18 protein-coding genes are annotated in these 21,131 nt (G+C 49.8%); 7 read left to right on the top strand and 11 right to left on the bottom strand.

Annotated elements, in window-relative coordinates:
• Positions 1-219: 219 nt before the first annotated feature.
• Together ppx and ppk1 are read right to left on the bottom strand one after the other, a co-directional pair.
• Positions 220-1,755: an exopolyphosphatase gene (gene ppx, locus A8F97_RS12225; RefSeq protein WP_014699025.1), complete on the bottom strand. Its 1,536-nt coding sequence runs from the start codon at positions 1,753-1,755 to the stop codon at positions 220-222.
• Positions 1,755-3,827, bottom strand: coding sequence for a polyphosphate kinase 1 (ppk1, locus tag A8F97_RS12220; protein WP_014699026.1), 2,073 nt, complete (start codon positions 3,825-3,827; stop codon positions 1,755-1,757). Before ppk1 ends, ppx begins: the two co-directional genes overlap by 1 nt.
• Before the next feature lie 217 nt (positions 3,828-4,044).
• Here ppk1 and A8F97_RS12215 point away from each other — a divergent pair, with 217 nt between their 5' ends.
• Genes A8F97_RS12215 through pstB form a run of 3 tightly spaced genes read left to right on the top strand, consistent with a single transcriptional unit; the run spans position 4,045 to position 8,687 of the window.
• On the top strand, positions 4,045-6,213 hold the full coding sequence (locus A8F97_RS12215) for an ABC transporter permease subunit (protein ID WP_033071057.1): 2,169 nt from the start codon (positions 4,045-4,047) through the stop codon (positions 6,211-6,213).
• Positions 6,210-7,856, top strand: a complete 1,647-nt coding sequence (pstA, locus tag A8F97_RS12210; RefSeq protein ID WP_014699028.1) for a phosphate ABC transporter permease PstA — start codon at positions 6,210-6,212, stop codon at positions 7,854-7,856. Before A8F97_RS12215 ends, pstA begins: the two co-directional genes overlap by 4 nt.
• A 15-nt stretch (positions 7,857-7,871) precedes the next feature.
• Complete coding sequence (gene pstB, locus A8F97_RS12205) at positions 7,872-8,687, top strand: phosphate ABC transporter ATP-binding protein PstB (RefSeq protein ID WP_014699029.1); 816 nt, start codon at positions 7,872-7,874, stop codon at positions 8,685-8,687.
• Here the strand turns inward: pstB and A8F97_RS12200 are convergent.
• Positions 8,684-9,145 carry a hypothetical protein gene (locus A8F97_RS12200; RefSeq protein WP_014699030.1) on the bottom strand — a complete coding sequence of 154 codons (462 nt, stop codon included), beginning with the start codon at positions 9,143-9,145 and terminating at the stop codon, positions 8,684-8,686. The two genes, pstB and A8F97_RS12200, sit on opposite strands and share 4 nt — an antisense overlap.
• 371 nt (positions 9,146-9,516) lie before the next feature.
• Here A8F97_RS12200 and A8F97_RS12195 point away from each other — a divergent pair, with 371 nt between their 5' ends.
• A complete protein-coding gene (locus A8F97_RS12195; RefSeq protein WP_014699031.1) occupies positions 9,517-9,954 on the top strand; it encodes a helix-turn-helix domain-containing protein in 438 nt (145 codons plus the stop codon).
• Between the two features lie 171 nt (positions 9,955-10,125).
• Here A8F97_RS12195 and A8F97_RS12190 read toward each other — a convergent pair whose 3' ends face one another.
• From A8F97_RS12190 to ppiB, 5 genes are all read right to left on the bottom strand, one after another.
• Positions 10,126-11,415, bottom strand: a complete 1,290-nt coding sequence (locus A8F97_RS12190) for an HAAAP family serine/threonine permease (protein ID WP_025919171.1) — start codon at positions 11,413-11,415, stop codon at positions 10,126-10,128.
• Positions 11,416-12,076: 661 nt separating this feature from the next.
• On the bottom strand, positions 12,077-13,147 hold the full coding sequence (gene purK / locus A8F97_RS12185) for a 5-(carboxyamino)imidazole ribonucleotide synthase (protein WP_014699033.1): 1,071 nt from the start codon (positions 13,145-13,147) through the stop codon (positions 12,077-12,079).
• A complete protein-coding gene (gene purE / locus A8F97_RS12180; RefSeq protein WP_014699034.1) occupies positions 13,144-13,653 on the bottom strand; it encodes a 5-(carboxyamino)imidazole ribonucleotide mutase in 510 nt (169 codons plus the stop codon). Before purE ends, purK begins: the two co-directional genes overlap by 4 nt.
• A gap of 453 nt (positions 13,654-14,106) precedes the next feature.
• Entirely contained in the window at positions 14,107-14,829 is a 723-nt protein-coding gene (locus A8F97_RS12175; protein ID WP_014699035.1) for a UDP-2,3-diacylglucosamine diphosphatase, read from the bottom strand.
• Positions 14,830-14,839: 10 nt separating this feature from the next.
• On the bottom strand, positions 14,840-15,334 hold the full coding sequence (ppiB, locus tag A8F97_RS12170; RefSeq protein WP_014699036.1) for a peptidylprolyl isomerase B: 495 nt from the start codon (positions 15,332-15,334) through the stop codon (positions 14,840-14,842).
• A gap of 24 nt (positions 15,335-15,358) precedes the next feature.
• Here ppiB and A8F97_RS24120 point away from each other — a divergent pair, with 24 nt between their 5' ends.
• The 3 genes from A8F97_RS24120 to cysS all read left to right on the top strand — a co-directional run bounded on the left by A8F97_RS24120 (position 15,359) and on the right by cysS (position 17,843).
• Complete coding sequence (locus tag A8F97_RS24120) at positions 15,359-15,610, top strand: hypothetical protein (protein ID WP_141650732.1); 252 nt, start codon at positions 15,359-15,361, stop codon at positions 15,608-15,610.
• 145 nt (positions 15,611-15,755) lie between these two features.
• Positions 15,756-16,187: a DoxX family protein gene (locus A8F97_RS12165; RefSeq protein WP_005970046.1), complete on the top strand. Its 432-nt coding sequence runs from the start codon at positions 15,756-15,758 to the stop codon at positions 16,185-16,187.
• A gap of 270 nt (positions 16,188-16,457) precedes the next feature.
• On the top strand, positions 16,458-17,843 hold the full coding sequence (cysS, locus tag A8F97_RS12160; RefSeq protein ID WP_014699037.1) for a cysteine--tRNA ligase: 1,386 nt from the start codon (positions 16,458-16,460) through the stop codon (positions 17,841-17,843).
• A gap of 92 nt (positions 17,844-17,935) precedes the next feature.
• Here cysS and ybcJ read toward each other — a convergent pair whose 3' ends face one another.
• The 3 genes from ybcJ to A8F97_RS12145 form a co-directional block, all read right to left on the bottom strand.
• Positions 17,936-18,148, bottom strand: a complete 213-nt coding sequence (gene ybcJ, locus A8F97_RS12155) for a ribosome-associated protein YbcJ (RefSeq protein ID WP_014699038.1) — start codon at positions 18,146-18,148, stop codon at positions 17,936-17,938.
• A 235-nt stretch (positions 18,149-18,383) separates the two neighbouring features.
• Positions 18,384-19,247, bottom strand: coding sequence for a bifunctional methylenetetrahydrofolate dehydrogenase/methenyltetrahydrofolate cyclohydrolase FolD (gene folD, locus A8F97_RS12150; protein ID WP_014699039.1), 864 nt, complete (start codon positions 19,245-19,247; stop codon positions 18,384-18,386).
• 106 nt (positions 19,248-19,353) lie between these two features.
• Positions 19,354-20,844 carry a sensor domain-containing diguanylate cyclase gene (locus A8F97_RS12145; protein WP_227001550.1) on the bottom strand — a complete coding sequence of 497 codons (1,491 nt, stop codon included), beginning with the start codon at positions 20,842-20,844 and terminating at the stop codon, positions 19,354-19,356.
• Positions 20,845-21,131: the final 287 nt, after the last annotated feature.

Here is a 21,131-nt window from a genome sequence, read left to right as displayed (position 1 = left end):
AACGTTGAGTTGGATTACTATCCGGCATGAAAAGAAAGCGCGCCTTTCCACCGAGGTTGCACGATGTTGGTTAAAATTCTCACCAGCCATCAATTTGGTATCGGCCCCATTCTGGTTAACTTTATGTTAACCAGAATGAACCCGCCAACGCGGTGGTACAATTGGGCCTTATTATGGTGTCCAATGCGCACCAGATTTCTTGCGCAACACCTTCGGTAATCAGCCTTTCTCTTCCTCAATCATCAGCTTCCAGCCGGTAACGTCCTGCCAATATTCCTGTTCACGTTCCAGATCGAGCTGTACCAACGTGTTATTGGTAAAAAAGTCGTGCGGGAACGTCAGCGTCCAGTAATTGTCATCGGTATGTAATTGCAATGATTCTGGCGTTGTCGTTGCCTGACGCTGGTTATTCAACAGTGTGGCAAGGCGCAAGAGTTGCACCAGTGGCAAATACTGCTTCTTTTTGAACAGATTCAGCCGCGGTAACTCTTCCAGTTTGATGGCTTTACGGTGCAGTCGCACGATCATTGACAGTACAAGCTGCTGTTCCTGATTGAAACCGGGCAGGTTGGTATTTTGCAGAATATAGGCGGAATGGCGGTGCATGCCGCTATGGTTAATGCCCAATCCGACTTCATGCAGCATGGAAGCCCAGTTTAAGATGGCCTCAAGCTGCGGATGCATCAGGCTCGGATTTTGCTCTGCCCATTGCGCATAGAGCTGTTGCGTGGTTTCCCGCACGCGTCGCGCCTGCTCGCGGTCGATATTGTAATGGGTCGCCAGACTTTGTGCGGTACGGATCCGAATATCCTGATGGCGGAAACGGCCTTCCATTTCATACAGCACACCTTCGCGCAGCGCGCCATCGGATAAGCGTAATTCTTTGATCGCCAGCGCATCGAAAATACCACACAAAATCGCCAAACCCGGCACCAGCACCGACTGCCGATCTTCGGACAGCCCCGGCAGGCTCAGTGATTTAAAGTGCTTAAACTGCAAGATTTGCGTGCGTAACATTTCCAGTCGTTCGGGGGTAATCAGACCGTCTTTTTCCCCCATCTCCACCAGAATTTCGTGTGTGGCTTTGATCGTTCCAGATGCACCGAGGGCGAATTTCCAGCCGTATATGCGATATTCCCAGGACAGCGTTTCCAGCTTTTGTGCCGCAGCCAACCGAGCGCGCTTGAAATTGGCTTCACTGATTTCACCATTGGGGAAAAATTGCTGTGCGAAGCTGACACACCCCATTCGACGGCTTTCTACCAGCATCGGTTCGAAATCTTCCCCGATAACCAGCTCTGTAGAACCACCGCCGATATCGATAACCAGTTTGCGGCCTTTTTCCGGCTGCGTATGCTCTACGCCCATAAAAATCAGGCGGGCTTCCTCATGACCGGAAATGATCTCTATCGGATAGGGGATGATATCCGCCGCACGACGCAAAAACTCCTGCGCGTTGGCCGCCTGACGCAGCGCGTGCGTTCCGACGATGGAGACGTTCATTGCCGGAAAACCTTGCAGACGTTCGGCAAACAGCGCCAGACAGCTTAAGCCACGTTGAATAGCTTCTTCACTGAGCACACTTTTGTTGTCCAGCCCGTCGGCCAGATGTACCCGCTGTTTTAAACGCCCCAACACCTGAAGTGCACCGTTTACCACGCGTGCGATCACCATGTGAAAACTATTGGAGCCCAGGTCGATAGCCGCGAATTCTTGCGGTTTCATCTCGATTTTTTCATTGTTCGTTAACGGCATTATTCAGGCTTATCTCCAGGTTGCTCCAACGCCTTGATGTAGTCGTAAATGGCATTTTGCGCGCGTACTTTACGCTTGTTGCCGCGTGATACATAGCGGTTGCTCGACTCTTTATCAATGACGCGGGCTTTCACCGTGTCGCTGAACAGAATATCCAGTGTTTCCAGTACGCGGTTTTTCAAAATGGGATCAAGGATTTCCACTGCGACTTCAATGCGATAATCAATATTACGGGTCATCCAGTCGGCGGAGGAGAGGTAGACTTTTTTGTCCCCACCGTTGTTGAAGACATACACCCGATCGTGTTCCAGATAGCGGTCAAGAATACTGATGACCTGAATATTTTCACTGATCCCCGGCAGATTAGGGATCAATGAGCACATGCCGCGTACCAGCAGGTTAATCTTCACGCCCGCAGAGGAAGCCTGATACAGCTTTTCCGCCAGCCCTTTATCCACCAGATTATTTACCTTAAGCGTAATGCCTGCATCACGATTAGCCAGCGCGTTTTTGGTCTCGGTATCGATCAGTTGGTAAAGTTTGTCGCGGGAGTTTTGTGGTGACACCAGGAGGTGCTCGAAACTGACCGGACGGTAAGGGTTTTCAATGAAGTTGAAGACGCGACGGACTTCGTTGGTAATGCGTTCATCGGCGGTCAGCAGCGAATAGTCGGTATACAGACGGGCGGTTTTTTCGTTGAAGTTACCGGTGCCTATATGTGCGTAACGCACGATGTTTTCCCCTTCACGACGGGAAATAAGAAACAGCTTGGCATGTATCTTCAGCCCGGGTACCGAGAAAATGACGTGTACGCCAGCTTCGGTCAGACGCTTGGCCCAGTGGATATTCGCTTCTTCGTCAAAGCGTGCCTGTAGTTCCACGACCACCGTAACTTTCTTGCCGTTGTGCGCCGCATGAATCATCGAGGTTATGATGCGTGAGTCCTTGGCGACGCGGTAAATATTGATTTTGATGGACAACACGCTGGGATCGAAAGAGGCCTGCCTCAGCAACTCCAGCACATGTTCAAAGGTGTGGTACGGATAATAGAGCAGGATGTCACGTTCGCGGATCGCATCAAACCCGTTGCGAAAATGGTTGAATCCCGTGTGCCGCAGGCGAGGCAACGGTTTGTTGACCAGATTGGCGCGTCCAACGTTCGGGAAAGAAATAAAATCTTTGAAATTATGATAACGCCCGCCGGGGATCACGGAGTCAAAGGATGAAATCCCCAGTTTCTCTTGTAGCATCGTGACCATCGCGTCCGGCATGTCACGCTGATAGACGAATCTCACCGGTTCGGCGGTTAAGCGCTGTTTCAGGCTGGAGGACATCAACTCCAACAGGCTGGATTCCATTTCCGTGACCAGATCGTATTCCGCATCGCGCGTCATCTTCATGGAATACGCGTTCAGCGCATCATAATCAAAGAAGCCCTTGAAGATATCATCAAGACAGTAACGCAGAATGTTATCTATAAGGATCATGGTCTTACGGCGACGCGGCGCTTCCGCAGGCAGGTTGACGAAACGCGGTATTTTATCCGAAGGAATTTCCAGCAGGGCATAACTGATCGCATCGCCACGAATGATTTCGACGGCCAGATAGGTGTAGTTATCCTTCAGGAACTCCACCAAATTGGTTTCGTTAAAGATCAGTATTGGCGTGATGTGCGGGCGCAGATATTGCCGAAAGTAATCCCTCAGCCACTCCTGCTGATTAGGGGAAACCTGACGTTCGTTGACCAGAAAAATTTGGTTACGCGCCATCTCCAGCAGCAGTTCGTTATACAAGCTGTCAAAGAGTTGATCGGTTTTTAGTACACGCGCCTGAATTTTGCCTAAAAGATGCCGCAGATTGCCGTCCAGACCTTGTTCTTCGTTAATCAGAATGCGTCTTTTCAAGTCGGCAAAACGGACTTTATAAAATTCATCAAGGTTGCTGGAGTAAATGCCCAGAAAGCGCATGCGTTCGATTAATGGATTGCTTTTATCCGCTGCTTCCTGAAGTACTCGCTCATTAAAGGATAACCAACTTAATTCTTTCTCTATATAGAGTTTGTCCTGACCCATTGTCACTCCGCTCAACTCATGTACTGAAGGTTCATCCAATATTCATACCCTTCCGCTGTGGAGATAGGGTACAACAACATTATGGCGTGTTGATGACGATAAAATCTAATTCATAGACAGACTTACCATTGTCATATTATGGGCGTAAAGGCAACATATGCTACCTGCAATACGTTAGCAACACGACTCTGGCAGCTTCATTTTAACGGCGAGAATAATGGTAAAAACCGGCAACACATTACAGTATCGGGATCGTCGACGAGCGTGGGTTGATCGTTTGGTTCACCGCATTGTGGCGGGCAGCGGGCTGCTGGTGCTGGCTATGCTGTTGTTAATCTTCTTCTATCTACTGTATGTGGTGACGCCACTGTTCCTTTCTCCTTCGGCCAACGGGAAAAAAACGGTTCAACGCCACACTGTCGAACCGTCGCTGGCATTGGGACTCAGCGACAATGGGCAAATCGGTTTTCGTATCGATGCTCAGGGCTATGGTGAATTTATTCCGTTTGCGGAAAATCAGCCTATGTCGCGTATTCAACTGGTTCCTGCGCTGACTCTGCTGGCGCAAAGTCAGGGCGAGCGACAGATTTATGCCTTGAGCCAACCCGATGGCCGTCTGCTTTTTGTTCAGCCTGCATTATCACGGACGGAAAACCGTTCTCCTGTCTGGGTGTATCCGTTGGGTGAGCAGGCGTATTCACTTGGGCTACCCGCGCAACCGCTGCGTCATCTGGCGATAGCGGCTGTGGGCGAAAAACGGGTTGTTGTCGCGGCGATTGGGCAGGAAAATGCACTGATTATTGCCGATATTGATGATAACGGTGTACGGCAGCGGGCACCTATTCCGCTTCCCTCCGGTACGGTTAACCAACTATTGCTGACGCCAGACGGACAGCAAGTATATTTGCTCCGCGGAAATACCTTAACGTTGTGGCAAGTGGGCGAAAATACGCTGACGCTGCGTGAAGAACGGCAATTGCAACTGGCGGAACCCCTGCATCTGGCGCTGTTGTCCGGTGGACGTTCGTTGCTGGTGCAGGCTGTTGATGGGCGAATTAGCCAGTGGTTTGAAGTCCCGAGTGAAAAGGGCGTCAGACTGACGGAAACGCGTCAGTTTCCGCACGTTACTGGGGAATCGGTGTTGCTGGCAACAGAGGCGCAGCGACGCGTATTTGCCACATTAAATACACAGGGTGAGCTGTCACTGTTTGCCAGTAAACAATCACATGCGTTGCTGACGCAGATGTTACCAGCACAGGCGCAGGGGATGGCATTTTCGTCGCGTGGTTCTGCCATGCTGATTGAAACGGCACAGGGTTGGCATCGCTATCAGGTTGATAATCCATATCCTGATATTGGCTGGCGCGGGCTGTGGCAAAAACTGTGGTATGAGAACTACCCGGAACCGGCTTATATCTGGCAATCCACGTCTGCGGATGACAGCTATCAGGCCAAATTTAGCATGATGCCGCTGATGCTGGGCACCATGAAAGCGGCGATTTATGCCATGTTGTTTGCTACACCGCTGGCGCTATCTGCCGCGATTTACACTGCCTGCTTTATGTCGCCGACGCTGCGACGCTGGATTAAACCCACACTGGAGATCATGGGCGCGCTGCCGACTGTTGTCATCGGCCTGATTGCGGCCATCTGGTTAGCGCCACATTTTGCGACGTATTTGTCCGCCATTCTGGTCATGCCGATATTATGGATGCTGGCGGTGCTTGGCTGTGGTTGGTTGGTTGAGTGCCTGCCGACGCGCTGGCGCAGTCGTTTCCCTATGGGTTGGGACGCACTATTTCTCATCCCCGCCATTTTGCTGACATTCGTGGTGGGCTGTTGGGCTGCGCCACATATCGAAATAGCGGTACTGGGGCAGCCACTATACCAATGGTTGGGCGACGATTTTGCCCAACGTAATACGCTGGTGGCGGGGGTTGCCCTTGGTTTCGCTCTGATCCCGTTGATTTTTTCGCTGGCGGAAGATGCCCTCTTCAGCGTGCCGGCGCGCTTAAGTCAGGGGTCGTTGGCGCTGGGTGCAACAGCGTGGCAAACCTTGTGGCGCGTTGTACTGCCGTCTGCCAGCGCCGGAATTTTTGCCGCGCTGATGCTGAGTTTTGGCCGCGCCGTGGGGGAAACCATGATTGTACTCATGGCGACGGGCAATACGCCGATTATGGATGAAGGTTTGCTTCAGGGCTTGCGCTCGCTGGCGGCGAATATTGCCATCGAAATGCCGGAAGCCGTAACGAACAGCGGTCACTATCGGGTGCTGTTTTTAACCGCATTAACGCTGTTTATTTTCACGTTCATCGTGAATACGCTGGCTGAAACTATCCGGCAGCGCTTGCGCCAACGCTACCGTGATGAAGGAGAAAACATGTGAAGCGCTGGTTCCGTTCGGGAAGGCCCTGGGTGTGGCTGACCGCATCGTCAATTTCAATCAGCCTGTTGGCGATGTTGGCTATTATTGTGCTACTGGCAGGGCAGGGAATGCGTTATCTGTGGCCGCAGCCCGTCTGGCTACTGACATTACAGCCTGAACAGGGTGTTCAACGCGCGCTGATAGGGGAAATTTATGCTGAGCAGACGCTTTCGCCTCAGCAGTTGCAACAGGCTGATTTAGCGTCTTCGTCTGGGAAGGAAGAAACCCGTTATTTGATCAAAATTGGCCAGCGTGAAATTTATGGGCAGAGCTTTCGCGCGCTGCTGTCCCGCGACATTATCAAATTTGATAAACCTGCCGACATTCTGGTGTTAAAGCGAACCAATAATGGCACCGCCTACGGTTATCTGGCAGGAATGCAGGAGGGAGAGCAATCGCTGGTGGCGACGGATCTCCCCGCAACCCTACAGCATCGCGTCGAGCAGGTGCAGGGATTGCTCGCGAAGACGCAGGCAATTCGCATGGGTGAGATGGCAAAGATCAACCAGCAGTTTGAGGCGCTACGGCTGGAAGAGAAAAAGCGACAGCAGGCAAAGACGCTGGATAATCAGGCGCGGGCCCGTCTTCAGGCAGAACGTATTGAACTGCAACGCCGCTTTGATGAACTATCGCGCCAGCTAACCGCACTCAATCTGGATATTAATCGCGATACCGTGCAGTTACGGGATGCGAACGGCAGCGTCCATCTTATCCCACTCAGAGACATTGAGCAGGCCTGGTATCCTAATGCAATGAGTCTGTGGGAAAAAGCCGGTCATTGGGGTCAGCAGGCGAAATACATGCTGGCGCACTACTCGCCGGACAGCAACAGCACAGGCCAACTTTTCCCTGCCATTTTTGGCACCGTGCTGATGGTGGTGCTGATGTCCATTGTCGTGATGCCGCTGGGGGTGATCGCTGCGGTTTACCTACATGAATATGCAGGAAAGAATAGTTTAACGCGCTGGGTGCGGATTGCGGTGGTTAACCTGGCTGGTGTGCCATCGATTGTTTACGGTGTATTCGGATTAGGTTTTTTTGTTTATCTCATCGGCGGCACGTTGGATCAACTGTTCTATTCTGAAGCGCTGCCGAACCCGACATTTGGTACGCCGGGGCTGCTGTGGGCGTCGCTGACGCTGGCATTGCTAACGCTGCCAGTGGTGATTGTGGCGACAGAGGAAGGGTTGTCGCGAATTCCGATGTCTGTGCGCCACGGTTCGCTGGCTCTGGGGGCGACCAAAGCCGAAACGCTGTGGCACGTCGTTTTGCCGATGGCCGTTCCTGCGATGATGACGGGGTTGATCCTTGCCGTAGCGCGTGCCGCGGGGGAAACAGCGCCGCTGATGTTAGTCGGCGTGGTGAAGTCGGTGCCAGTTTTACCGGTTGATGACATTTTCCCTTATCTGCATCTTGAGCGAAAATTTATGCATCTGGGGTTCCAAATCTACGATCTGGCGTTTCAAAGCCCGGATGTGGAAGCAGCAAGGCCGCTGGTGTACATCACCGCGCTGCTGCTGGTATTGATTGTGGTCGGGTTGAACCTTGCTGCAATTGGGATCCGTCATGTTTTGCGTGAGAAATACCGGTCGTTATCACTCTGAAAGTAGGATGAAGTTATGGGATTTATGACACAAAAGGAGATGGCACCGCTGCCTGATGTTCATCAACTGAGTGATGAGCAGACGACGTTAACCGTGGAACATCTGAATCTGTACTATGGTAATAAACAGGCATTGAACGATATTTCGATTCGCATTCCGAAGAACCAGGTCACGGCGCTGATTGGACCGTCTGGCTGTGGCAAATCCACTCTGTTACGCTGCTTTAATCGCATGAACGATCTGGTGGATGATTGCCGTACCGAAGGTGATATCAGGCTGAACGGTATGCCCATTAACGATCCGCAGTTGGATGTTGCCGTGTTACGTCGCCGCATCGGTATGGTTTTTCAGCGTCCGAATCCGTTTCCCAAGTCGATTTATGAAAATGTGATTTATGGCCTGAGATTGCAGGGGCTGCGCGATCGTCGCTTACTGGATGATGCCGTTGAGCGTGCGCTGCGTGCAGCGGCACTATGGCATGAGGTAAAGGATCGGCTAAGCGACAACGCGCTCACGCTATCCAGTGGACAGCAGCAGCGTTTGGTGATCGCCCGTGCTATCGCCATTGAACCAGAAGTGCTGCTGTTGGATGAACCGACCTCTGCGCTTGATCCGATTTCGACGCTGATTGTTGAGGAACTGATGGGAACGCTAAAGCAGCACTTTACGCTGGTGTTGGTGACGCACAATATGCAGCAGGCGGCCCGTGTGTCGGATTACACCGCGTTTATCAATCAGGGTAAGTTAATTGAGTACAACCGCACGGACGATCTGTTTACCTCTCCGATACAGCGCCGCACGGAAGATTACATTACTGGGCGATTTGGTTAGATTTTTATGCTAATTGGTGTTGAACCAAGCTGCATTAACTTATCCAATACTGCTCTTTGTTGTTCTGCATGTAGGTGTTCGCCGCGTGACAACGAGCCATTCATTCCGTTTTTGAGCATTTGGATAAAATTGATTTTCTGGTTGGGATCGGCGGGAGCGACATCGTCAAGCGGAGGATGCAAAATGAGCAGTGCCGCCATACCGATTTCCAGGCTTTCTTCAAATGACATATCGCCGGAGGCCGTAAGTTCTTTTGTCGCGTCAAGCGCTTCTTGTGGTGTCATATTGGAAAAGTCATAGCGTTTGCTTGACTGAATCGTTGAGGGAGGATTAGCAGAAACGGAATGGGGGGACTTAGACGTATTACCAGCAAGTGAAAATGCGTTTTCCGCAGGTTCTTTACGGTTTACAGAGGGGACTGAGTAGTTAGTGATACCATTAAGGTTCGTGATGCTCATTATGGAGATTCCTTTCCTGCGAGGGTGAGATTCAATAATAGAGAGTTGTTATGCTGTACAATCGTATGAATATAGAACAAAGTTTATCTTAGTTAAGATGTTTGTCGTCTCTTTTATTTTGTTAATCAATGATTTTACTTTTAATTTATTGTTTTTATTTGGTTTTTAATTACACCGTCCTTGGCTGTTTTTTATGGTTTTAATTATTAGATTGTTTGACGGTTTTCATCAATATAACCCGCCTGATGGGATGTTCATGGTTTCATCAAACCATAAAAAATTATGACTACCGGTCATCAATTGTCCGTGCCATTTGAAAAATTGATGATAAAATGCGCGCAATTTTATGACTCTGGTAAGCGGCAGGTAAGATGAAATTCAGCACCATGAATGAAGGCGAAATTATTACCGAACTGTGCCGGAGAATAAAAGATTGCAGAATCCAGCAGCGTTTATCGCAGGTCGATCTTGCCGAACGGGCGGGGCTGGGCATTGCGACGATCAAGCGTGCTGAAATGGGGGAATCCATTACGCTCATTAGCCTGTTGTCTATTCTGCGTGGGTTGAACCGTCTGCATCAGATTGAAGGCGTGCTCTTCGATGCGGAAGTTGAATCCTTCCATGCACAGATCAGCGGTGAGAAAAAACAGATCCCCTTGCGTATCAGAAAGAAAGCCGCGACCTTTCCTGGCAACGCACTCACCAAACATGAAGAAATCAAGAAATCGGCTAACAGCACTGTGGATTGGTACATTGCGGCGGCTGAAAACAATATTGTCTGGTCGCTTCCTGAAAGTGATAAAAAATAAAGGGTTAATGCCAAATCATTCGCATTAACCCCCGATTGTCGCGTTAATCTGCCAGACATTTAACGCGACAAGGACAATTTATGCTCGCTATTGATCCCCTAAATAATTCGAGTTGCGTGGCAAAACGTGCGCGAGTTGAACAACGTTCTGGCGTTAAATTAGCGTGGGGGACTACAGCAGATCGCGCAGGCTGTAAACAATGGCAGAAATCGCGATCAGTCCCATCAGAGTAACAAAGACGTTACTGATGTGGCCGCTGTACTTCTTCATCGCTGGAACTTTCTGGATGGCGTACATCGGCATCAGGAACAGCAAGCAGGCGATAATCGGACCACCCAATGTTTCGATCATACCCAAAATGCTTGGGTTCTTGGTCGCGACAATCCAGGTGGTGATCAGCATGAACAGCGCCGTGATGCGGTTCAGTTTGGTATGGGAAATGGTTTTGCCTCTGCTACGTAGGGTTTTCACGATCATGCCGTTAAAACCTTCGCCAGCGCCCAGGTAGTGACCCAGGAAGGATTTAGATATCGCGATGGTGGCAATAACCGGAGCCAGATAACCGATGACTGGATTGTTAAAGTGGTTCGCCAGATAGGACAGAATGGAAATATTCTGTGTTTTCGCTTCCATCAGTTCCGTCGGAGAAAGGCTCAGTACGCAACTGAAAACGAAGAACATCACAGTCAATACCATCATGATGTGGCTATAAGACAGAATACGTGAGCATTTTTTTTCTGCGTCATCGCCATATTCTTTGCGTTTGGCAACGGCGAATGAGGAGATGATTGGCGAGTGGTTGAAGGAGAAAACCATCACCGGAATAGCCAGCCATAATGTTGCTAACAGACCGTTGCCCGTTACGCTGGAACTCAAAGAAATGTTTTCAAAAACAGAGGTATTCCAGTTAGGAATTAAATAAAGCGCCAGTAACATCAGCACGGCAACAAAAGGATAAACCAGAATACTCATTGCTTTAACGATCATCGCTTCACCGAAACGGACAATAAACATCAACCCAAGGATCAATATTAATGACAGCACGGCACGCGGTGGAGAAGGTAAGTGCAATTGGTGAGTAATAAAGCTATCTACCGTATTGGTGATGGCAACGCTATAAACTAATAAGATCGGATAAATAGCGAAAAAATAAAGCAAAGTGATTAATTTACCAGCACCAACGCCGAAATGTTCTTCAACGACTTCGGTAATATCTTCGCCACCTTTCTTGCCGGATAATACAAAACGGCATAATGCACGGTGAGAATAATACGTCATCGGGAAGGCAATCAGTGCCATGATAATTAAAGGAATTAAACCACCAATGCCAGCATTGATGGGTAAGAATAACACGCCAGCGCCGATGGCCGTGCCATAAAGACCTAGCATCCAGACGGTGTCGCTTTTACGCCACCCTGAAGCCTGTTCTAACACGTGGCTGCTATCTTGAATTGTGCTCATTTAGTGGTTTCTCCTCGGTGAACACATGAATACCTATTTATACCCGTCATACTTCAAGCTGCTTGTGCGTTGGCTGCCTTTAAATACTCGGCCCGTCGTGGGCCTCGCCCTGCGGGCCAACGCTTTGCGTTGTTCAAAACGCTAACGTTTTGTCCTGCAACTCGAATTATTTTGGGTATATTCAGGTATAAAAATTACAGTCCCGGCAACTTGCCGTTACAAAGTTAAAAAAAGAACAAGACATAGTGCTAATTATGTCAACAGATCAATACTGTTTTGCGGCGGCATTCTATATCGTGGTGGTCAGCGAATAATATTGAAGCGATCACAGAAATGGAATGATGAGGGTTATTTTAATAAATTTTCTCCAAAATTAAAATATCAATATTGATACTTTAATTCAAATATTTCCAATAGCTCATTATTGATGCTTTATTTAAAGGCGAGGTGATAAAAAACGAACAATAAATAAAATAAAAAGCAGATTAAATAATAAACGCAATGTTTCTGATTTCACGTGTAACGATGGTTTTCTCTTTTCGGGGACGAATTGGTGGTGTGGCGCCTGTTGTTGCCTCTAATCGCGTTGTGCTCAGATGCGTTGTGATCTAATGAGCGTTATCCGGCAGATCGCAACCTGCCGGATAACTGCCGCCGATCGTCAGGCAGTGAGTTTTTCTTCTGCCCACGCCAGGCCACTGTGGTATTCCTCTGGTAATAGCGGTACCAGCGATTGCAGCGTGTGTCGCAACTGTACGATATCCGACGACGGTAGATTGAGATGTCCGACTTTACGGCCAGGACGAACCTCTTTTTCATACCAGTGCAGATGCACCAGCGGTAGCGCCAGCCAGTCGATATTCACATCGGTTCCAATCAAATTGACCATCACCGACGGTGTTTCGACGGCCGGAACCGGCAGCGGCAGATCCAGAATGGCGCGCAGGTGGAGTTCAAACTGGCTGATCGATGCGCCATTTTGTGTCCAGTGTCCGCTATTGTGTACGCGTGGAGCCAGTTCGTTAATGAGTAAGCGATTGCCGACAATAAAACACTCCATCGCCATCACGCCCACATAGCCTAGCGCATTCATAATCGTGGACAGCATCTGCTCAGCCTGCTGTTGCAATTGCGGATCAGGTTGAGGGAAAGCCACGCTGGTACGCAGAATGCCATCCTGATGCAGGTTATGGGTTAACGGGTAGAACACGCATTTGCCGTGCGTATTGCGGGCGCCAACTAGCGAGACTTCGCCAGAAAAATTAATCCCTTGCTCAACGATGCACTCGCCGTAGCAATCTGCGGGCAGCGTCTGCTGTTCTCCGTCACGCAGGCGCCATTGCCCACGACCGTCGTAACCGCCGACGCGACGTTTAACGATCGCGAGTTCACCTAATGAGGTGAAGATGTGTGGCCATTCACTGACGCTGGCCAGCAATTGCCAGGGCGCGGTTGCCAGACCCAGCGAGTCCAGCAACTGCTTTTGCGTCAGGCGATCGGCCAGACGCGGGAAAATGTCGCGATTCGCAAACGCTGTGTGTTCAGCCAGTTCGCGAGTGAGGGCGGTTTCTGGCCAGCGTTCGATCTCGGCGGTAATCACACTATTATGAAACGGAACCGACTCTGGTTCTGCATCCAGCCCTACGGGGTAAACCGCAATACCTAACGGTTCGCCAGCCTGACGGAGCATTCTGCCTAACTGACCATTGCCTAATACGCAGACCGGTTTCATGCCTCCTCCCGCGGATCAGGATGAGATAGTACATCATCAGTTTGCGCTTGACGCCAGTCGGCCAGTCGGGTGGCGATGCCCTTATCATGCAGGGCGAGAATTTGTGCGGCCAGCAGAGCGGCGTTCGCTGCGCCCGCCTTGCCTATTGCCAATGTGCCGACCGGGATACCGCGCGGCATTTGAACGATGGAATACAGACTGTCTACACCGCTCAGCGTTGAGCTTTGTACCGGCACGCCGAGCACGGGAACCAGCGTTTTCGCTGCCAGCATACCCGGCAGGTGTGCTGCGCCGCCTGCGCCCGCGATAATCACATCAAAACCGTTCTGTGCCGCTTGCTCAGCGAAGCTGAACAACTTATCTGGTGTCCGGTGTGCGGAAACGACTTCGGTATGAAAAGGAATGTTCAGCGTGGTGAGGATTTCCGCAGCAAACTGCATGGTGGCCCAGTCACTCTTTGAACCCATGACGATGGCAATTTTAGCCGGGGCAACGTTGGATGACATGCCTGTAACGCTCCTATAATTGTACGTGTTCGTGACGCGGTATACCCGTCATACTTCAAGCCGCATGTGCGTTGGCTTCCCTTAAATACTCGGCCCGTCGTGGGCCTCGCCCTAAAGGGCCGCTGCTAGCAGCGTTCAAATCCGCTCCGGCAGATTTGTCACCCCAGTCACTTATTAGTGTAAGCTCCTGGGAACTCGTGCGGTTGCCGCGTTACGAGGTCTATAAATGAACCTCGCCCTAGCGGGCCAACGCTTTGCGTTGTTCAAAACGATAACGTTTTGTCCTGCAACTCGAATTATTTAGGGTAACCAATATTGCGTCGGCCAGACAGGGAGGGTCTGGCGTTGAGGGCGTAGAGCATATCACGCCATTATGGCGAGGAAAACGGTTGCGTATGCGGAAATGTTAGGGGAATAAGACGAGAGACCGTTAAGTCAATGTCAGGAAAAGCATTAAAATGGGAAGGAAATCAGTTCGATATTTTGTGGTGTGACCTTAATCATCGACCCTTCTTCATGCCAGGCACCGAGAACGGCACGACGGCCATGAGATTCTCCGAGAGAAACCTGATGGATGGATGGCCGGTGGGTGTGGCCGTGGATCATCGTTGTCACCTGATGATGTCGTAAGCGTCCAAGCACAGCATCGTGATTGACATCCATAATCTGCTGCGATTTCTTCTTATTGGCCTGCTGGCTGCTGGCGCGCATCTTAGCGGCAATCTTCAGGCGCAGCGATAAAGGTAATAGCAGGAACAGCCACTGAATAAACGGGGTGTGTACGCGGCGGCGAAATTTTTGATAGGCCAAATCGTCAGTACACAGAGTATCGCCATGCAGGATGAGAATCTTTTGGCCGTAGAGATTGAGCACCGTTTCCGTCGGCAGCAGCGTCATTCCGCTCTGTTTGGCGAAACGCTTGCCGATCAGAAAATCACGATTACCGTGTACGAAATAGCAGGGGATGCCACGCTGATGTAATGCACACAGTTCAGCGGCGATGGTCGCGTGCAGCGGCTGTGGATCGTCGTCACCAATCCAGGCATCGAACAGATCACCAAGGATGTACAGCGCATCGGCATGAATCGCATCATGGCGTAAAAAACGCAGAAAACCGGCGGTAATCGCCGGTTCATGAACGCTTAAATGCAGATCGGCAATGAACAGCGTTGCCATGCAGGTCGGATTATTCGCTGACCGTTACGTGGGTAATCACCACGTCTTCTTTTGGTACGTCCTGGTGCATACCGCTGCGGCCAGTTGCCACGCCTTTGATTTTATCCACAACGTCCATGCCGTCGGTCACTTCAGCGAAAACGCAGTAGCCCCAACCATCGGCACGTTCTGAACGGAAGTTCAGAAAATCGTTATCAACGAGGTTGATAAAGAACTGAGCTGTTGCTGAGTGCGGATCGTTAGTACGAGCCATCGCCAACGTGCCACGCGTATTTTTCAGGCCATTGTTGGCTTCATTTTTGATTGTCGCGTTGGTTTCTTTTTGATCCATGCCGGGAGCAAAGCCACCGCCCTGAATCATAAAACCATTAATGACACGGTGAAAAATCGTGTTGTCATAAAAACCACTGCTGCAGTAGTTCAGAAAGTTTTCTACGGTAACTGGCGCTTTGTCTGCAAACGTATTAATAACGATATCGCCGTGATTGGTATGAAGCGTAATCATAATAATGAACCCTAGATAGCCTTAGTGATAAGAGTGCTGCCCACAAAAGGCGGTGAGCAACAAGAGCGCTGTTATAGCATAACTGGTCGATTGAGTCAGTATTTCGCTCTTGCTGTGCGTTGGTTGGCGATTGGCGTGATTGAAAAGTCGTATAAAAATGTGTACTACTCTTATTTAGGTAATCCTTGGCAAGGGGGATCTGTGGTTAAGTGTGCATTGATTAATACATTCATCACGCAGTATGGATTTTTAAAAGCAAATAAATTGATTAAGTGATGATATTATGGTTAATTTATTTGAATGATATTTTTGTTGCCCCAGATCAATGTTTTGCGTAATCAATGTATTCTTTTTTTCTGGCTCAGATTAATCTGAGAGTAACTCTTATTTTCCCAAATAACTCTAAAGAGATAGGTGAACTATGCTGGGTATTCTGGATGGTGTTAATCGTTTATTAGACAAACCGGATTTTGGCAAGCTGTTTCTGCGCGTATCTTTCAGCGTTTTGATGCTGTTCCACGGGTGGCACAAGCTGCACGGTGGGATTGGTGCCATTGAAGGTATGCTGACCAATGCTGGGCTTCCTGCTTTCATTGGCTACGGTGTCTATGCTGGCGAAGTCATCATACCGATCCTGATGATTTTAGGTATTTTTACACGTCCTTCCGCGCTGATTTTCTCTTTCACCATGCTCGTCGCGACGTTGCTGGTTCACCCAGATGGTTTCTTCACGCTGGCAAAAACCGGTGCCTGGGGTGTTGAAGGCACAGCAGTCTTCTTCTTTGCGGGTATCGCTATTGCCTTGCTCGGTAGCGGAAAATACTCAGTGATGTCGAATCCACGCTGGCGCTGATCGTTTTTTCGTCAACAACGCTGATTGTGTGAAATGGCCCGGATTTTCCGGGCCATTTCATTTTTATCCTTTCTCGCTTATTCCCGCTTCTTAACCTTGCAATACAGTAGGGTTCAGGTTTCAATACGCTGTTAGGGGGTAAACCCTGAATGTATTGATGTTACTGACGCTAACCGCGACGGTAATTGACCTGCCGTGTGAACACTATTTTTCTTGTGAAGACCATTTTTTGTGAAAACCATTTTTTTATAAAAACACTGGAACGTCCTGATGCTAAAGATTTTTAATACGCTGAGTCGCCAAAAAGAGGAATTTAAACCTATCCACGCCGGGCAGGTGGGAATGTATGTGTGTGGCATCACCGTTTATGACCTGTGTCATATCGGTCACGGGCGTACTTTCGTGGCGTTTGATGTGGTGGCGCGCTATTTGCGGTATCTGGGATATTCACTGAAATATGTGCGTAATGTCACCGATATTGACGACAAGATTATTAAACGTGCGATCGAAAATGGCGAAACCAGCGACCAACTGACGACCCGCATGATCGCAGAAATGCATGCAGATTTTGATGCCTTGAATATTGTACACCCGGATGCCGAGCCGCGGGCGACGCACCATATTGCCGATATTATCGAAATGGTAGAAACGCTGATTGCCCGTCGCCACGCCTATGTGGCGAGCAATGGCGATGTGATGTTCTCCGTTGATACCGCGCCGGGCTATGGTGCGCTGTCTCGTCAGGATCTGGATCAGTTACAGGCTGGCGCGCGCGTTGAAATTACAGCGGTGAAGCGTAACCCGATGGACTTCGTGCTGTGGAAAATGTCCAAACCGGGTGAACCTCACTGGTCTTCTCCGTGGGGGGAAGGGCGTCCTGGCTGGCACATCGAATGTTCTGCCATGAACTGCAAACAGCTTGGCGAGCACTTTGATATTCACGGCGGCGGCTCAGATTTGATGTTCCCGCACCACGAAAATGAGATTGCGCAATCCCGTTGTGCGCACGATGGCCCGTATGTGAATTACTGGATGCACTCCGGTATGGTGATGGTTGACCGCGAAAAGATGTCAAAATCGCTCAACAATTTCTTCACAGTGCGCGACGTATTGGCGTATTACGACCCGGAAACCGTGCGCTACTTCTTGATGTCAGGCCACTATCGTAGCCAGTTGAACTACAGCGAAGATAACCTGAAACAGGCACGTGCGGCGTTAGAACGCCTGTATATCGCACTACGCGGAACGGATCTCAGTGTTGCGGCGCACGGCGGTGACGAGTTTGAAGCACGTTTCCGCGAAGCGATGGATGACGATTTCAACACGCCGGAAGCCTACTCTGTGCTGTTTGATATGGCACGAGAAGTCAACCGCCTGAAAGCGGAAGATGTGCAGGCGGCGAATCAACTGGCATCGGCACTGCGTAAACTGTCTGGCGTACTTGGCCTGCTGGAGCAAGATCCTGAACAGTTCCTGCAAAACGGCGCGCAGGTGGATAACGACGAAGTAAAAGAAATCGAAGCGTTAATCCAACAGCGTAAAGATGCACGCGCGGCGAAAGACTGGGCGCTGGCCGATCAGGCACGCGATCGGTTAAATGAAATGGGAATTGTGCTGGAAGACGGCCCGCAGGGAACGATCTGGCGTCGTAAGTAACTCTTTATCTCAGTAAACATGCTTTCAGCTAACAAAAAGCCCGCAAAATATAAATCGCGGGCTTTTTTTCGGCATCATCAGTGTCGCAAAAGTTATTCGGCGATGGTTACCGTCTCGCCATTGAATTGAACGGTTTGCCCGGCGATGATTTTGCAGCGCTTGCGCGTTTCCGTCTGGCCGTCGACGGTCACGTCGCCTGCGGCGATAGCCAGTTTGGCCGTCGCGCCGCTTTCACTCCAGCCCAACAATTTCAAGAGGTCGCACAATTCAACGTGCGGATGTTTTTCAAGATTAAAGGTTGCCATAAATTCCTGCTTATCGGTGTTTGACCTAATATATCCTAAATAATTCGAGTTGCGTGAAGGCGACAACCGCACGAGTCCCCAGAAGCTTGCATAAGTAAGCGACTGGGGGGGACAAATCTGCCGGAGCGGATTTGAACGCTGCTAGCAGCGGCCCTTTAGGGCGAGGCCCACGACGGGCCGAGTATTTAAGGGCAGTCAACCCACAAGCAACTTGAAGTATGATGTGTATCGCCAATTATTTGGCGTGGTCATGATACTCTTCGCACGCCTGTAGCGTGTTTTGAATCAGTGTGGCAACGGTCATTGGGCCGACGCCGCCCGGTACGGGGCTGATGTAAGACGCTCTTTCCTGTGCCGTTTCAAATTCTACATCGCCGACCACTTTGCCGCTTTCCAGACGGTTGATCCCTACATCCAGCACGATTGCGCCCGGTTTAATCCATTCGCCAGGGATGAAGCCCGGCTTGCCCACTGCCACAACCAAGAGGTCGGCGTTTTCAACATGGTGGCGCAGATTTTTAGTAAAACGGTGCGTAACGGTAGTGGTGCAGCCAGCCAGCAACAGTTCCAGGCTCATCGGACGGCCAACAATATTGGATGCGCCAACTACAACGGCATTTAGCCCGAAGGTGTCGATATTATAGCGTTCCAACAGCGTGATGATGCCGCGTGGCGTACAGGCTCGCAGCAGTGGTGCTCGTTGGCACAGTCGACCCACGTTGTAAGGATGGAAGCCATCAACATCTTTATCTGGGGCGATACGTTCAATGACCTTGGTGTTGTCAATGCCTTCCGGTAACGGAAGCTGAACCAGAATACCGTCGATCGCTTGGTCTGCGTTGAGCTGATCGATAAGCGCTAGCAGCTCTGATTCTGTAGTGGTGATGGGTAAATCATAAGAGCGGGAGATAAAGCCAACTTCTTCACACACCTTGCGTTTGCTGGCGACATAGATCTGTGACGCTGGATTCTCGCCGACCAGTACAACAGCCAGACCCGGCGCGCGTTTTCCTTCAGTTAAACGCTGCGTGACTCGTGCGGCAACTTCGTCTTTGACCTGCTGCGCAATCGTTTTACCATCAATAATCTTTGCTGCCATCTGAGATGAGACCCATCAATTTGAAATAGGGGGAGATGGCCGCTATTTTGTCAGAACCTGCGCGTGCTGTCAGGCATTGCGTCAACATTAATTCCAATTGATATCGCTATTCACTGACTTCGAACCGATTTTTGCCGCCATTTTTGGCGCGATACAATGCGGCATCGGCAATATCGATAATAGATGTTGCCGCTGGCAGTGGGTTATCGACGCGGAACACGTAGGCTCCGGCGCTAATGGTGACGATTTTTTCCGGAAACAAAGTCATTTCATGGGGGATCTTTTCCTCCCGCACTGCATCCAGTACGCGCTGAGCGAGCGTGATGACACCTTGCTTATCGGTATCGGTGATGATGATAGCGAATTCCTCGCCGCCATAACGGGCGACTAAATCTTCTTTACGCTTCGGCATGTTGCTCAGGACGTGGCCAATCTTGCGCAGACACTCATCGCCAGCCACATGCCCATAATGGTCGTTATATTTCTTGAAGGCGTCAATGTCGATCATGATCAACGCCATGCGCTGCTGCGTACCGGCAACTCGCGAGAGGGTTTGCTGCAGGAAAATATCAAACTGGCGGCGGTTAGCCAAGCCTGTCAGGCCATCAAACAGCGCCAGCGTTTGCAGGGTATGGTTAACCGATGTGAGCTCATCACGCACGATGGTTAAATCGATCTGATTTTTTAAATTCATACGGATTTGCCGCAGTACGATCAGGCCGAGCAGGGTCATCGTGAGCAGCAAAATGAGCGTAATGGCAGCGTAGACCAAACTGTCCGTTCGCCATTTACTGAGAACCAATTCAAGATCGAAACCTGCGGCAATGACGATGGGGTAACGCTTTAATTTTGTGTAGCCATAAATACGTTCGATATGGTCGAGCGTCGAGACAAACGTCGCGGTCCCGCTTTCGGACTGTCGCAGATATTCTGAAAAGAGTGGGCCACTTGACACATTTCGATTGATATACGAATCGTCGTAAGGGCGGCCGTACAGAATTCGGCCATCGGAAAGTAGAATGGCGAGTACGTCCATATTCCCCATGGAGTAGTAGCCATAATACTGTTTGAAATAGTTCAGCGAGAGGGTGGCGAGCAGCACGCCGTTAAAGCTGCCGTCTGGTTTACTGATACGCATAGAAACCGGAATGATCAGATCGCCGGTAGAGCGACTAGTAATTACGCTGCCGATGTACATGTCTTTGTTGACGTTGTTTTGGTGATATCTAAAATATTCTCTGTCAGCGTTATTCGCATTGGTGGGTTTAGTTCCCGCCGAGCTTACCAGCCATTCACCCCTCTCATCGTAGATAAGGATTCCGTGCAGTTGTGGCAGCGTGGTTTTCCTGTTTTTTAAAATATCGCCGAGCCTGATTATTTGCGTTGGTGATAAACCATCTTTATCGATGCGTTCTTGCAAATCCTGTAACAAGATATCGACTTGTAGAAAGGTATCTTCGGCATGGCGTGCCAAGGACAACGACAGATTTTTGGCGTTTCGCTCTGTGGAATCGATAAGCTGTTGGTGAGAGTTGAATACCGTCCACCCGTTCAGTGCCACTACGGTTGTGATGATGAATAGTATAAAGATAAGCATCAATCTTTGGAGTGGCATGTGATAGTAATTGTTTTTGTTGTGCGTGCTGACCCTCATTGTCCTTCCCATCCTTAGCCAGAGAGATGACTGGTAATAAGTGTAGACGCTTCTGCCGCCTGCGTTGGAATTGATGAAATTAGCTTATGTCTTTTGCTGAGTATCATCCGTCTATCACGATTAGAGAGCCTTTCAAGATAAATTACGTTGTGTTACACCGTCTCATGAAAATTTATTTTTATTCTAATGATTTAAAAATGTCAGAAGGTGTAAGGGATTTTTTTATTTAT

The sequence above is a fragment of the Pectobacterium parmentieri genome, from assembly GCF_001742145.1.
Lineage (GTDB): Bacteria > Pseudomonadota > Gammaproteobacteria > Enterobacterales > Enterobacteriaceae > Pectobacterium > Pectobacterium parmentieri.
This window is presented reverse-complemented; position numbering and strand designations above follow the sequence as displayed.

Excerpts from the sequence above, each read along its gene's own strand:
- A8F97_RS12145 (WP_227001550.1), bottom strand. The coding sequence starts at position 20,844 with ATGCTTATCTTTATACTATTCATCATCACAACCGTAGTGGCACTGAAC.
- purK (WP_014699033.1), bottom strand. The coding sequence starts at position 13,147 with ATGAAACCGGTCTGCGTATTAGGCAATGGTCAGTTAGGCAGAATGCTC.
- pstB (WP_014699029.1), top strand. The coding sequence starts at position 7,872 with ATGGGATTTATGACACAAAAGGAGATGGCACCGCTGCCTGATGTTCAT.
- A8F97_RS12175 (WP_014699035.1), bottom strand. The coding sequence starts at position 14,829 with ATGGCAACGCTGTTCATTGCCGATCTGCATTTAAGCGTTCATGAACCG.
- ppx (WP_014699025.1), bottom strand. The coding sequence starts at position 1,755 with ATGCCGTTAACGAACAATGAAAAAATCGAGATGAAACCGCAAGAATTC.
- ppiB (WP_014699036.1), bottom strand. The coding sequence starts at position 15,334 with ATGATTACGCTTCATACCAATCACGGCGATATCGTTATTAATACGTTT.
- A8F97_RS12200 (WP_014699030.1), bottom strand. The coding sequence starts at position 9,145 with ATGAGCATCACGAACCTTAATGGTATCACTAACTACTCAGTCCCCTCT.
- folD (WP_014699039.1), bottom strand. The coding sequence starts at position 19,247 with ATGGCAGCAAAGATTATTGATGGTAAAACGATTGCGCAGCAGGTCAAA.
- A8F97_RS12215 (WP_033071057.1), top strand. The coding sequence starts at position 4,045 with ATGGTAAAAACCGGCAACACATTACAGTATCGGGATCGTCGACGAGCG.
- ybcJ (WP_014699038.1), bottom strand. The coding sequence starts at position 18,148 with ATGGCAACCTTTAATCTTGAAAAACATCCGCACGTTGAATTGTGCGAC.
- cysS (WP_014699037.1), top strand. The coding sequence starts at position 16,458 with ATGCTAAAGATTTTTAATACGCTGAGTCGCCAAAAAGAGGAATTTAAA.
- ppk1 (WP_014699026.1), bottom strand. The coding sequence starts at position 3,827 with ATGGGTCAGGACAAACTCTATATAGAGAAAGAATTAAGTTGGTTATCC.
- A8F97_RS12190 (WP_025919171.1), bottom strand. The coding sequence starts at position 11,415 with ATGAGCACAATTCAAGATAGCAGCCACGTGTTAGAACAGGCTTCAGGG.
- A8F97_RS12195 (WP_014699031.1), top strand. The coding sequence starts at position 9,517 with ATGAAATTCAGCACCATGAATGAAGGCGAAATTATTACCGAACTGTGC.
- purE (WP_014699034.1), bottom strand. The coding sequence starts at position 13,653 with ATGTCATCCAACGTTGCCCCGGCTAAAATTGCCATCGTCATGGGTTCA.
- A8F97_RS12165 (WP_005970046.1), top strand. The coding sequence starts at position 15,756 with ATGCTGGGTATTCTGGATGGTGTTAATCGTTTATTAGACAAACCGGAT.